Origin of the sequence: Paenibacillus baekrokdamisoli (assembly GCF_003945345.1) — a bacterium.
GTDB classification, from domain to species: Bacteria; Bacillota; Bacilli; order Paenibacillales; family Paenibacillaceae; genus Paenibacillus_Z; species Paenibacillus_Z baekrokdamisoli.
On the sequence record NZ_AP019308.1, the window covers coordinates 2,676,747 to 2,689,616 of the forward strand.

Annotated in this window: 12 protein-coding genes and 1 pseudogene; 5 read left to right on the plus strand and 8 right to left on the minus strand. The window is 45.7% G+C overall.

Annotation, left to right across the window (positions count from 1 at the left end; genetic code table 11):
- Positions 1-5: 5 nt before the first annotated feature.
- The 6 genes from EKN16_RS12120 to yidD form a co-directional block, all read right to left on the minus strand.
- Positions 6-809: a metal ABC transporter permease gene (locus EKN16_RS12120; RefSeq protein WP_125657140.1), complete on the minus strand. Its 804-nt coding sequence runs from the start codon at positions 807-809 to the stop codon at positions 6-8.
- Positions 810-811: 2 nt separating this feature from the next.
- Positions 812-1,618: a metal ABC transporter ATP-binding protein gene (locus EKN16_RS12125; RefSeq protein WP_125657144.1), complete on the minus strand. Its 807-nt coding sequence runs from the start codon at positions 1,616-1,618 to the stop codon at positions 812-814.
- 71 nt (positions 1,619-1,689) lie between these two features.
- On the minus strand, positions 1,690-2,643 hold the full coding sequence (locus EKN16_RS12130; RefSeq protein ID WP_125657149.1) for a metal ABC transporter substrate-binding protein: 954 nt from the start codon (positions 2,641-2,643) through the stop codon (positions 1,690-1,692).
- A 135-nt stretch (positions 2,644-2,778) separates the two neighbouring features.
- Positions 2,779-4,824, minus strand: coding sequence for a methionine--tRNA ligase (gene metG, locus EKN16_RS12135; RefSeq protein ID WP_125657151.1), 2,046 nt, complete (start codon positions 4,822-4,824; stop codon positions 2,779-2,781).
- Between the two features lie 89 nt (positions 4,825-4,913).
- Entirely contained in the window at positions 4,914-5,099 is a 186-nt protein-coding gene (locus EKN16_RS12140; protein ID WP_125657154.1) for a hypothetical protein, read from the minus strand.
- Between the two features lie 100 nt (positions 5,100-5,199).
- Positions 5,200-5,475, minus strand: a complete 276-nt coding sequence (gene yidD, locus EKN16_RS12145; protein ID WP_125666170.1) for a membrane protein insertion efficiency factor YidD — start codon at positions 5,473-5,475, stop codon at positions 5,200-5,202.
- Between the two features lie 434 nt (positions 5,476-5,909).
- Between yidD and EKN16_RS12150 the strand changes: the two genes are divergently transcribed.
- The 3 genes from EKN16_RS12150 to EKN16_RS12160 are packed head-to-tail and all read left to right on the plus strand — an operon-like array spanning position 5,910 to position 9,010.
- Entirely contained in the window at positions 5,910-6,902 is a 993-nt protein-coding gene (locus EKN16_RS12150; protein WP_125657157.1) for a Gfo/Idh/MocA family protein, read from the plus strand.
- 54 nt (positions 6,903-6,956) lie between these two features.
- Positions 6,957-7,910, plus strand: a complete 954-nt coding sequence (locus tag EKN16_RS12155; protein WP_125657160.1) for an AraC family transcriptional regulator — start codon at positions 6,957-6,959, stop codon at positions 7,908-7,910.
- 17 nt (positions 7,911-7,927) lie between these two features.
- Positions 7,928-9,010, plus strand: coding sequence for a Gfo/Idh/MocA family protein (locus EKN16_RS12160; RefSeq protein ID WP_125657163.1), 1,083 nt, complete (start codon positions 7,928-7,930; stop codon positions 9,008-9,010).
- 169 nt (positions 9,011-9,179) lie between these two features.
- Here the strand turns inward: EKN16_RS12160 and EKN16_RS12165 are convergent, their stop codons facing one another.
- A complete protein-coding gene (locus EKN16_RS12165) occupies positions 9,180-11,141 on the minus strand; it encodes a stalk domain-containing protein (protein ID WP_125657166.1) in 1,962 nt (653 codons plus the stop codon).
- Between the two features lie 156 nt (positions 11,142-11,297).
- On the minus strand, positions 11,298-11,519 hold the full coding sequence (locus EKN16_RS12170; RefSeq protein ID WP_125657169.1) for a hypothetical protein: 222 nt from the start codon (positions 11,517-11,519) through the stop codon (positions 11,298-11,300).
- Positions 11,520-11,944: 425 nt separating this feature from the next.
- Here EKN16_RS12170 and EKN16_RS32970 point away from each other — a divergent pair.
- Together EKN16_RS32970 and EKN16_RS12180 are read left to right on the plus strand one after the other, a co-directional pair.
- Positions 11,945-12,127: pseudogene (locus EKN16_RS32970) on the plus strand (response regulator transcription factor); the annotation flags it as partial.
- Between the two features lie 104 nt (positions 12,128-12,231).
- A complete protein-coding gene (locus EKN16_RS12180; protein WP_232016523.1) occupies positions 12,232-12,852 on the plus strand; it encodes a YktB family protein in 621 nt (206 codons plus the stop codon).
- Positions 12,853-12,870 lie beyond the last annotated feature (18 nt).

A 12,870-nucleotide genomic window follows, 5' to 3' on the forward strand; every position in this document is an offset into this window, starting at 1 on the left:
ATAATCTAGGCGCTGAACTTGCGCCTTGCAGAAAGTAACAAAAGTAAAATGGCGATAAGAAGCAGCACGATTGTACCACCAGGCGCTAAATTCCAGACACCTGCGATAAGAAGCCCGCCGATAACAGCAAATTCAGCAATAATTACGACTGTTATTACTGATTGACGGAAGCTTCTGGCAATCACAAGACTGCAAGCCGCAGGGATGGTGAGCAGTGCAGATACGAGCAGCGCACCTACGATTTTGATGGATACACTAATAACTAAAGCGGTCAGAACACTGATCATAAAGTTAAAATAACGGGTTGGCAGACCACTTACCGCTGCTGCATCCTCGTCAAAGGTAAGTAAAAACAGCTCTTTCGCATGTACCCAAACGGCTGCCAAGACCACAACGGTTACGACTGCGATTAGAATAATATCGATTTGATCTAGCGTATAGATGCTCCCGAACAAATAGCCGCTCACGCTTACATTGAAGCCCTTGCCAAGGGTAAACAACAGCGATGCCAGCGCAACTCCACCGGACATAATAATGGCAATAGACAGCTCGGCATAGGTCTTATAAGCTTTGCGCAGCTTCTCAATTGCAAATGTAGCCGCTAATGCAAAGATCAGTCCAACTCCAACGGGATAAACACCAATCAGGAAACCTAACGCTACTCCAGCAATGGATACATGAGCAAGCGTATCACCGATCATCGCTAGCCGTCTAAGCACAAGAAAGAGACCCATAAGCGGCGCGGTAATCCCGATTAAAACGCCGCCAATCAGCGCTCTTTGAAAAAATTCGCTTGTTACGATATCCAACTCTAAACGCCTACTTTCCCTCTCTCCATCGAATGACGCAAATCCTTCAAGCTATGCGTCAAATTCGTCTCCACACAATCCTCAAGATCATGAGAATGCTTCACGTAAAACTTGATTTTCCCGCATTCTCGCTTCGGTTCTTGACCTAGGTAAGAACGAATCATATCCATATCATGCGAAACGAGTAGAAACGTAATATTATGATGTTGATGCATATGCTTGATGAGATGAAAAAATCCTTGCTGCGTCTCGGAGTCTATGCCAACTGTAGGCTCGTCCAAAATTAGCAAAGCTGGATTGTTGATCAAAGCTCTAGCAAGGAACGCTCGCTGCTGCTGCCCGCCAGATAATTGTCCGATCCTTTTGCTGGCTAAATCCTCGATCTTCATCGCATGCAGCGCTTCATCACATTTAACTTGATCCGCTTTCGTGATCCGTTTGAATAGCTTATTCCGGCTGTACAGCCCAGAGAGAACAACCTCGCGTACAGTCGCTGGAAATAAAGGATTAAACGAATTCTTTTGCGGTACATATCCGACACGATTCCAATCTCGAAATTGCCCGATCGGTTGTCCGAACAACTTAATCGAGCCACTATCAGGCTTCAATAACCCGACTATCATTCGAAGCAGCGTTGTTTTGCCGGCCCCATTGGAACCGATCAATCCGACGAAATCCCTCTCCTGTACAAAGAAATTCACTTGTTCAATTACCGGTTTCTGCTGATACGAAAACGATACATCGGTTAGTTCAATAATCGGTTGATGACAAAAGCTCTGCTGGCCTTTCTGCGGCAGATCGTCTCGCATCCCTATCACTCCCGCTCTTCTGTTAGTGGCATCTGCCAATATTAAGCCTGCCTCAGAATTTAGCTATCTCTCTATTGTAAGGCTTGGAGCAAATTTTGCAAATTTGCTTCCATCAGCGAGAAGTAATCCTCGCCTTTCTTTTCCTGTTCTGGCGTCAGCCCTTCAAGCGGATTAAGCACCATTGTTTGGGCATTCACTTCTCTTGCGAGCGTCTTTGCTAGCTCGTCTGTCACTAGCTCTTCAAAGAAGATATACTTCACATTATTATCCTTCACGAATTTAGCAATACGCAGCAAATCCTGCGCCTTAGGCTCTGCATCTGGTGATAAGCCCATTATTGCCACTTGATGAAGTCCATAGTCCCTCGCTAGATAACCGAATGCCTGATGTGAGGTAACAATATTCTTATTCGAAACAGTGGACAGCTTCGTACGGTACTTATCATCTAATGCGGAGAGCTTTTCTCTCAGCTTCGCCTCATTTGCCTCGTACTCCTTACGATGTGCAGGGTCCACTTTAATGAGGCTATCGAGAACATTCTTGCTCATAATTATCATTGATTTAGGGCTGACCCAGGTATGAGGATCCACGCTTGTATCCTCTTTATTCGCTTGGCTCCCCTCATTATCAGCATGACCAGATATTAAAGGAATGCCAGCACTAGCTTTTAAAGTAACAAGCGGATTGTCCTTCGAAAGTCCATGGAGAAAGTTATCTACCCAACCTTCCAGTCCTGCTCCGTTATATAGAAATAACTGTGCTTTGGAAACTGTATCTAAATCACGGCTCTTCGGACTCCAATCATGCGGCTCAACGCCAGCAGGTATCATATTGATGACATTCGTTTGCTCTCCGCCAATTTCTTTCGCTAGAAAATAGAGCGGATAAAAGCTAGTAACGATATTAGTCTTTCCTTCTACCAACTTACTGCTGCTAGTGCCGCAGCCGGCTAAGGTTAGCATTACGAATGATAAAATAATCGCTATAGCAAAGAAGGAAAAGTTATTTTTTCTGCGCAGATTCATGACAAGCACCTCAAGTTTTATAGATATCAACTACGGTAAATCGTAAACATTACTACAAAATTATATAGGGATGCTGCAACTCATGTCAATGGAAAACCGCCGGAGCTGCGCGCCCCGGCGGTCTATCGTTCATTATTACTTCACAATTGAACCATTTGGCATTTCCTGTGGAACAGCTGCCAAAGTTAGCTGATCACCATGAGAAGCAGCCAGAATCATGCCTTGCGAAAGCTCACCGCGCAGCTTAACCGGCTTCAGATTCGTTACGCAAATCACCTTACGTCCGACCATCTGCTCTGGCGTGTAAAATTTAGCAATACCCGAGACAACCTGCCGCTGCTCGTAACCAAGGTCCAACTGCAGCTTCATCAGCTTGTCGGCATTCTTGACTGGTTCTGCTGCAATCACCTGTGCTACGCGAAGCTCAACCTTAGCGAATTCGTCAATTGCAATCTCTGCTTTTAGTTCTGGCGGTGCTTCCTGCACTGCTGCTTGACTGCTGCCCTCACTCGCCTGATCCTGTTTCACCACCTTGGAGTCTGCTGCCTCGTTATCACCTTCAGCTGCTTCTTCGATAGCTGGCACTGAGCCGCTGTTCATCGATTCTGCGATAAATGTCACTTCCACTGGAGCATCAAGCCTTGGGAAGATAGGGTCGCCCTTCGTTACACGTGTGCCTCCTGGTAACAAGCCAAACTGCTTCGTGCTTTCCCACTCTGTCAACGGCCCAGCTTCAATACCAAGCTGACTGCGCATTTTGAGAGGCGCGTTCGTTAGGAATGGCTGCAGTAGAATGGAGATGATCCGCAGCGATTCTGCAAGGTGATACATAACCGAAGCCAATTCTTCCTGCTTCGACTCATCCTTTGCTAATGCCCATGGAGATGTTTCATCAATATATTTATTCGTACGGCTTACCAGCTGCCAGATCGATGAGAGAGCAACGGAAAACTCCATTTTCTCCATTGCAACCTCGACATGCTCCGCAGTTCCGGACGCCAATGTAGATAAAGCTTCATCAAATGCCGTTACATGACCCGCATATGCAGGAATTTCACCACCGAAATATTTCTCAATCATTGCAATCGTGCGGTTCAACAGATTACCAAGATCGTTAGCTAGATCGAAATTCACTCGCTCAACGAAGCCTTCTGGTGTGAAAGTGCCGTCAGAACCGAACGGAACCTCACGCAGCAAATAGTAACGAAGGGAGTCAAGTCCATAACGATCAATCAACGTAACGGGATCAACAACATTCCCTTTGGATTTGGACATCTTGCCATCCTTCATGAGCAGCCAGCCATGAGCAAATACTTTCTTAGGCAGTGGAAGCCCTAGCGCCATCAGCATGATCGGCCAATAGATCGTATGGAAACGGACAATTTCCTTACCAACAATATGGACATCAGCAGGCCAGAACTTATCGTATGCGCCTTGGTCTTCCGTACCATAGCCAAGAGCTGTAATGTAGTTGGAGAGCGCATCAATCCAGACATAAACAACATGTTTCGGATCGCCCTTGACCTTAATCCCCCAGTCAAAAGTCGTACGTGAAACCGCCAAATCCTCAAGACCTGGCTTGATGAAATTGTTAATCATCTCGTTCTTCCGTGATTCTGGCTGGATAAACTCCGGATTTTCTTCATAAAATTGCAGCAATCGATCCGCATATTGACTCATCCGGAAGAAGTAGCTCTCTTCCTTCACAAGCTCAACCGGACGCCCGCAATCCGGACAGTTGCCGTTTACTAGCTGTCTCTCAAGAAAGAACGATTCGCATGGCGTACAATAAAGACCTTCATAATTGCCTTTATAAATATCCCCCTGCTGTAGAAGCTGATCAAAGATTTGTTCAACAACCTTCTTATGTCGTTCTTCTGTTGTGCGAATAAAATCATCATTGGAGATATCCAGCTTCTTCCACAGCTCTTTAATCGTCACGACAATATCATCAACGAACTGCTGCGGCGTCTTGCCCTTCTCCTGTGCCTTACGCTCAATCTTCTGTCCATGCTCATCTGTACCGGTTAAATACCATACATCATAGCCGCGAAGCCGCTTATACCGAGCCATCGCATCACCAGCTACTGTCGAGTAGGCATGACCGATATGCAGCTTATCACTTGGATAGTAGATTGGCGTTGTCAGGTAGAACGATGGTTTCTTGTTTGCTTCGCTCATTGAAAAGAGCCTCCTCATTCATTTGCTATTGCTATACATGCTTAAAAGCACAAAAAAAGCCTCATCCTCTATGGGACGAAAGCTGACGCTCACGCGGTACCACCCAATTTTCTCTCTTCGTCACAGCTTAGCCGCACCCCGAGAGCTTCATTAGTGCCATCCACATCGGATAGCAACGCAGCCGATAACGCGGCCTTGCGCCGCTCCCTTACCGCAGTATCGTTCGCTGCTGGCTTGAAGGCGGATTCTCCCGGACCATTTTCCAAAAGCTGCACCCTGCCGGCTTCCAGCTGCCCCGGCTCTCTGGTAAGGCCACTCTTCTGTACTTATCCGTTCATTGAACTAATAGATGTGAAAATGTTGCTCTTGATGAAACTATACCGAATCGGCTGCTGAGCTGTCAAGAGCGGCATTTGCCTGTTCAGCAAGCTCCTGACGTGTAGGAGGAACAAAATCGATCCCACCAGGATGAAAGGGGTGACATTTGCATATCCGCTTTGCTGCCAGCCAGCTCCCTTTTGCCGGACCATGCTTCTCAATAGCTTGGAGTGCATATTCAGAGCAAGTGGGATAAAACCGACAGGTTGGCGGTTTAATTGGCGATATAAAACGACGATAGAAATGGATTGGAGCCTGAACGATTTTTTTGATACCGTGCAACCTCCTCCTGAAGAAGCAGACACTCTTTCGTGTTGCTTCATTATATAGGAAAACCAATCTTTAATCCAATGCTCCCGTATAATCAGCTTTGCGTCAATGTAGAGCTGCTTAATCAAAAGGACAATCATTGATATGTCGTAATTTTGTAGCTATAATGTCATTTAAATAGATTATAGACGGCATATATTTATGATAACTTATATCCATGTCGTATAATTATAGATATTGAAACTAGGAACAGACGACATCATTCCTTTAGCTTTGACACTTTCGAAGTGAGTTTTTGCTTCCGATGCGAGTTTTTGTTCGCAGAGAAGTATTCAAGCAAGTATCACAAAAACTTAAGCTTATGCTTCCGATGCGAGTTTTTGCTCGCAGAGAAGTATCCGTGTAAGTTTCACAAAAACTTTTAGGAGGCAACAAAAATGATTCGCATTGCTATGCTTAGCTATTGGCATGTTCATGCCTGGGACTACACGAAACAAGTTCAAGAAAACCCTATTACCGAGGTTGTTGCAGTATGGGACGAAATTCCTGCTCGCGGTCTGGAAGCAGCAGCGAAGCTAGGCGTACCTTTTATCGCTGATTTGGATGAAATATTAGCACGTGCAGACGTTGATGCTGTTGTTGTTGACACACCAACTAATATTCACCGCGATGTTATGGTTAAAGCTGCACGCGCTGGCAAACATATCTTCACAGAGAAGGTTGTTGCGCCTACATTAAAAGAAGTGAATGAAATTCTAGCAGCAATTCGTGAGGCTGGCGTAAAGCTTACTGTTTCCCTGCCTCGCCTGAACGACAGTTACACACTAACGGCGCAAGAGGTAATTAGCCAAGGACTGCTAGGCCAGCTTACACAAGCTCGCGTACGTCTTTCGCACAATGGCGCTACTGCTGGCTGGCTGCCTGAGCATTTCTTCAATCTTGAGCAATGCGGCGGCGGGGCGCTGATCGATCTAGGCTGTCACCCAATGTACTTGGTACGCCTCTTCCTCGGGTTGCCACAAAGCGTTCATGCTACATTTGGCTACGTATCTGGTAAAGCTGTAGAAGATAACGCTGTAGCGACGCTGCGTTACGAGAATGGCGCAATCGGTATCGTTGAAGCCGGCTTCGTTAATAGCCACTCCCCGTTCTCCGTGGAAATTCACGGTACAGAGGGCAGCTTGCTATATGGTCTTCCGGATGAAGTGATCCGTGTCCGCAGCAACAAGCTGGATGCTTCGGAGTGGGTGACAATCGAGAAGAAAGAAAACCGTATTCCTGCCTTTGATCAATGGGTGGAGCATGTACTTAACGGTACAGAAGCAGATGAAAATATCGGTCTAGCGGTTGATCTCACGAAGCTTATGGAAGCATCGAATTTGTCGGAGGCTGAGAAACGTTCCGTTAGCCTTTCCGAATTGCAGCAATAATAGTAAAATTCGCTACATTTATGAAGTTCACAGAACTTTTAGGAGGCTGCAGGAATGGCAAAGCCATTTAGCTACTCGCTCATGGCCGAGAAGATGGATGCTCTGGACCTCTTGGATATTAAGTTCCGTTGGGGCGACTACGGTTTTCATGTTCTCCACTGTCACCTCGCCTCTTTCTCTCCAGGTAAGCTGATACGATTCCACAAGCATTCCGAGTACGAATTTCATTTTATACCTCGCGGTAAAGGAACAGTCATCATGGAGGATACGCTTTATCCTCTCCATGAAGGGCTGTTCTACCTTACTGGACCTAATGTCATGCATCAGCAGGAAGCCGATGCGAAGGAAGCTATGGATGAGCTTTGTTTGCATATTGATATCATTAAGCTGGATGAAATCGATTCTGCTGCAGAGTGGGGCGATCAGTGGGAGCGACATGAAGCCCAGATGTGTGTGAAAGCGCTGAATGCACTTCCCCTCAGGCCGCTAGCTGATCAATATAATGCGATGTCCTGGTTTCTTTCTGCATACCGTGCATGGAACGAAGGTCAGCCTGGTGCCTTCTCAACAATTAAGCAGGCCATCACTCAGATTCTACTTCGTGCAGCACGGATGTCGTCCATTCCGAGCATTACCTTTGATCCGCCTGCAAGGAATATCAACGAGCATCGATTCCGAATTGCAACACAATTTATTCATGATAACTATGCCTCCCCTCTTACGCTTCAGGAGATCGCCCAACGGATACCAATTAGTGGGCGTCAGCTGCAGCGTATTTTTCGAGATCAGGGTGTTGAATCCTTCAGCGCGTATTTAGAAAACCATAGATTGACTCAAGTATGCACCGCAATCTTGGAGGGTCAAAGCCCTATTGAGCAAATTGCGCTCGAGCATGGTTTTGCCAGCAGTAACTATCTGTACTACGTCTTCAAGAAAAGATTCGGTCTAACGCCAAAGCAGTTCAAAAAACAGCAGGCTTCCAAGGAGCATGCTGAATCGGAAGAATGAAGGAGATCATTCCCGCTATGATAAAAACCGTTCGAATTGGCATAATTGGCAGTGGCGGTATCGCCCATGCTCATATTAATCAATACAAGCGACTCCCTAATGTCCAGATTGTCGGGGTCGCAGATGTCGTTCCTGGAAAAGCTAAACAATTCGTGGATTCGCTCTCATTAACGGATACCCAAGCCTTCGAGGATCACCGCAAGCTTCTAGAGCTTGATCTTGATGGGGTTAGCATATGTACACCTAACGTCTCTCATCATGTAACAACGGTAGACGCTCTGCGTGCAGGCAAGCATGTCTTGCTGGAGAAGCCAATGTCTGTTACCTTGGCAGAAGCTGTCGATATGGTTAAAGCTACCAAAGAGTCCGGCAAAATACTAACCATTGGCTTTCAGCCGCGATACGACCCGAACATGAAGCTCGTTCAGGACATTGTTCAATCGGGCAAGCTTGGAAAAGTATACTACGTTGAAACTGGCGGTGGACGCCGCCGAGGCATGCCTGGTGGAACCTTCATTCGCAAAGATCTGGCAGGAGCAGGCGCGATGGCTGACATAGGGTGCTACTCTCTTGATATGGCATTAAATGCAATGGGCTATCCACGCCCGCTTACGGTCTCCTCGTTCACTTCCAATCACTTCGGAACCAATAAGCTCTATCACCCGGAAGCTGATCGTTTCGAGGTTGAGGATTTTGGAGTCGCTATGATCCGCTTCGAGAATGATCTCGTGCTGCAGTTCAAAATATCATGGGCGATGCACATGGATACACTCGGCTCGACGATGTTCCTGGGTACAGATGGCGGCTTGAAGGTTAATCCTGCTGGCACAGGCAACTGGTCCGGCGTTTGGGATGGCAAGGTCGGCGATTTGACATTGTTCCATGACTTTATGGGGCAGCCTACATCAACACCAATTCCAATTATTGAGCATACACAGGATCTATTCTTCGAAAAGGTACGTGACTTCGTTGATGCGGTCAGTGAAGGTCATCCAGCTCCTATACCGGGCGAACAAATTCTTATCCAGCAAGCCATCATCGATGGGGTGCTTCGCTCCTCCGAGTTAAAACGTGAAGTTGCTATCGAGTTACCTTATTAATTAAGAAGAACTGGTTGACACTGTCCTCTTGTGGTGAAGCAAGTTCCTTCCCTCTGAAATATAAGCAAAGTATAGAGGAAACTTATACTTTCTTATAATTACAAAGAGGCCTTCTCTATTCGCAGGTTAACCCTGCACGGATAGAGAAGGCCTTTATTGTGAGTAATGACTAATATCTTAGAGCAGGTAATGGCAAGAACATCATGGCGATCGGTAAATTGCTACCTGATGAAGGCGTGAAGACAATATCAACTGACTCTTCAGAATCCCCAGTACGGTAAAGGACGGCCGCCTCGGTATTATCCTTCAGGATGCTGGTATTGCTTACAGCTACGACTTGGCCGTTTACCACGAAACCTCCTGTGTAAAAACCGCCCCTAGGATTAATTGCAATAAGGGTATGCGGTGCAACATGAGGTAATCTCAAATGATACAGAACACCATAGTTACCTAGGTTCAATTCAAGCTTTCCCGTTACCTCATCAATACCATTCAAAATGGTATCAATGGTAGGATCACCGAGCCTAATCAACTGCGCCTGATTCCCAAGTATGTCAGGCATTTCAATGGTACGATTGGCGTTGTTGAAGGTACCTCTTACATGTTTGCCATCTCGCTCCATAATGGATAATGATGATAAGGAAGCAATTGGATCCTTCCCAACAGCAGCAACGACTACTCGGTACTCAAGCTCTTGATCGGCGTACACATCTCCATAAGCAGAGATGGCATCGTCCTGTTTAATTGTTACTTTACTGATATCATCCAAAAGGATTTCTGATTTACCAGGAGCAATGGATTTCCACTTTGGAGTCGGGTTTGCAAGGAGAGAGCTCAGATATCGAATGGTCGATAGCTTACCCGTATTCTCTACGAACTTGTCAGGACCACCCATCCCAAAGGAGCTTGTGCTTACATTAACTGCTGAGCTGTTATTATTCGTAGCGATCAGGTACATTTTGACTGGGTAACCAATCTTGTTCACATTGTGAAACATAAAGCGTACTTGACCTGATATTTGGGAATCATAAGCAATCCCCTCTTGGATTAATGTCTCCGGGCTGTTGCTTCGAACCAGCTGAGCATCTTCATTCTGAATTTTATAAGAGAGCGATTGGAACTTAAGGACAGATGCCCCATCAATAGTAAACTTGTCACCCACTGCTGTTTTTAGTCTTGCGTATTCGTCACGCGTGTAGAGCACTTCATTCGTCACCGTTATTGTCTTGGTTACCTGATGTGTCAATCCATGACGATCTTCTACCTCAAGGGTAACTGTTTTATCACCAGCTTCGAAGAACGCTTTATCATTACCGGTCCAGGTGCGGCGTACGATCGCGTTCTCATCATCTGTACTGAGATCCGTGTATAGGACATCTTCACCTATACGATACTGCTGCTTCTCAGTAGTGAAATCGGCAACAGGTGCCTGATTCGGTGCTTTTACTTCAATCGTAACTGAGAAAGGATCGCTCCATTGGCCTAATGCATCCTGTACTTGTCTTGTAATGGTATAGGTGCCTGGATTCGGAAACATATCCAATTTGCCATCCCAACGCTCATCTACCAATGGTTGACCCGAAGGGCTAGTCGATTGATCGACATAGGTCACATTCGTTTCCCCTGCATAGATTTCCTTGGGCTGCACATCAAAGTTAGCTGTTGGCAGCTTGAAAACGTTCCAGGCCAAAGTAACCTTGCCTCCAGCTACAGTCAGCTTACTGTCTGTCAGTTGTGCCCACGTACGCAGCGGAATCATAAGCGAGCCCTTTAATAGATAAGGTGCTGTAACATTAATCGGCTTATTATCGATGTAAACAATGGTGCTCCCAAACTTGAATCGAAGCACATGTGTACTGCTAGTGGCGATCGACTCCTTTTTCACGGAATCGAAGGACAGGACATACCCAAAGCGCGGTGCAATTGCACTTAGCGCAACAAAGGTTGAGCCTTTCACTGCGGTTAACGGCTGCGCTGACTTCCACATCGCACCGTTATGGACCATCACATTGCTATTTACTTGCAGGACGAGTTGGTCGGATACTCCCGCCGCTGATGCAGTTCGTTCAGAAACGTTAGCTAGAGGAATAATAAACAATGATAAGATCAACAACCATTTCAAAGATTTCATGCTCCGTCTCCTTTTCCACTCTAATGAATAACTGCTGCTTTGCTTTTGCAAAGCCTATTCAATGAGGTTTTCTGCTACTTCTCACGTCACCTTAAACGTATCGGATGTTGGAAAAGTTGCGGACATTTGGAAATAGACATGAATTGGACACAATTATTATCGGTTTACTCTCATATTGATTAGGAAAAATACTGCCATGGCAATAAAAGCTAGTACAACTATAATTCCAATAATTGTTCGTACTCGCACTGATCGTTTGATACGTTCTGCATCCTTCTGCAAACGAGCCAAGGTTACTGCACGATGCACGAATAATAACACAATCAGCATAGCGACAAACACCATATTCGTGAGAAACCACATTTGCTGCCAAAACATAATCCCTATCTCTCCCAACATCGATTCGAATCCATGTGTGAATCGTAATCTACCCCTTTTTCTCTTGAAAAGGGCTTTGAAGACCACGCACACAGCTAGAGTAGACTCTACCTGATTTGGAAGGGTAATGCAAATTCATTCCATCTATATATTCAAAGGAAGCTTGGCGTTTCATGACTAAAGCCATTTTCGTTCTTCGTTCACTTATGCCCAGCGTCCGTCTTCTACCATTTATGCTATAATAATAAAACTGAATGAAAGCCGGAGGCTTAGCAATGTCGCTGCTGCTTAATGGAATGAGACATCTACTCATACTTGTTCCTGCGAGCGTTACCATTCTTACAGAGCAGGTCGATTCGCAAGGATTGTTTATGTTTTATATTCTGCTTGCGCTGCTGTTCCTTCGTGCTGGACAAATGACTGCTCTTGGGCTGACACAGGTAGAGCAGCAGGTGGTCGATTTAATTGCGAAAGGTAAATCAAATAAAGAAATTGCATCTTTGCTATACTTGAGTGAAGGCACAATCAAGAATTACATCTCTGTCATTCTCGGTAAGCTAGAGCTGCGTGATCGTACACAAATCGCCATCTTCTATTTAACCATATAGATAAGATTCTATATTTTGCGAAAATCAGCATGAATGAGAAAGGAACAATAACCGCCATGACCCTTCAACAAACTCAAACAAAAGAAATAAGCCAGCAAATCGATATGTTTTCCGGTTTTAACGCAGATGATTTTGATGTATTCGCTGTACCTGGATTAGAGGCTCGCATGAGTGTTCTGATTGATCGGATCCGTCCCAAGCTTAATGAGCTGGGGACTCTGCTTGCACCGGTATTAACCGATCTCTGCGGTGAACCGATGTTTGCCCATGTAGCCAAGCATGCTAGGCGAAAGGTTAATCCGCCCAATGACACTTGGGTCGCATTTGCACCTAGCAAGCGTGGATACAAGGCTCACCCGCATTTCCAAATTGGCTTATTTGGCTCCCATCTATTCGTTCAATTCGCCATTATTTACGAATCGGATAAGAAATCTGTATTCGCTGAGCATGCACTTAAACAGCTCGACGAGATTGAGAAACATATCCCTGCTCACTATGTCTGGTCAGGCGATCACATGGTACCTGGCGGAGATAAGCAAGGTGATCTTGGACATGAGGGTCTCATTAAGCTGCTTGAGCGACTTCGTACCGTCAAAGCATCTGAGGCGCTATGCGGAATTATTATCGACCGGAATGATCCGCTGCTGCTCGATGGCGATGCGTTTGTTGAGAAAGTAAAAGAAACCTTCCGGACTGTACTTCCATTATATAAGATGTCTTTCTAGTAAAAATAAAAGGGCAAA

Excerpts from the sequence above, each read along its gene's own strand:
- EKN16_RS12150 (WP_125657157.1), top strand. The coding sequence starts at position 5,910 with ATGATTCGCATTGCTATGCTTAGCTATTGGCATGTTCATGCCTGGGAC.
- EKN16_RS12165 (WP_125657166.1), bottom strand. The coding sequence starts at position 11,141 with ATGAAATCTTTGAAATGGTTGTTGATCTTATCATTGTTTATTATTCCT.
- EKN16_RS12180 (WP_232016523.1), top strand. The coding sequence starts at position 12,232 with ATGTTTTCCGGTTTTAACGCAGATGATTTTGATGTATTCGCTGTACCT.
- EKN16_RS12130 (WP_125657149.1), bottom strand. The coding sequence starts at position 2,643 with ATGAATCTGCGCAGAAAAAATAACTTTTCCTTCTTTGCTATAGCGATT.
- metG (WP_125657151.1), bottom strand. The coding sequence starts at position 4,824 with ATGAGCGAAGCAAACAAGAAACCATCGTTCTACCTGACAACGCCAATC.
- EKN16_RS12170 (WP_125657169.1), bottom strand. The coding sequence starts at position 11,519 with ATGTTTTGGCAGCAAATGTGGTTTCTCACGAATATGGTGTTTGTCGCT.
- EKN16_RS12125 (WP_125657144.1), bottom strand. The coding sequence starts at position 1,618 with ATGCGAGACGATCTGCCGCAGAAAGGCCAGCAGAGCTTTTGTCATCAA.
- EKN16_RS12160 (WP_125657163.1), top strand. The coding sequence starts at position 7,928 with ATGATAAAAACCGTTCGAATTGGCATAATTGGCAGTGGCGGTATCGCC.
- EKN16_RS12155 (WP_125657160.1), top strand. The coding sequence starts at position 6,957 with ATGGCAAAGCCATTTAGCTACTCGCTCATGGCCGAGAAGATGGATGCT.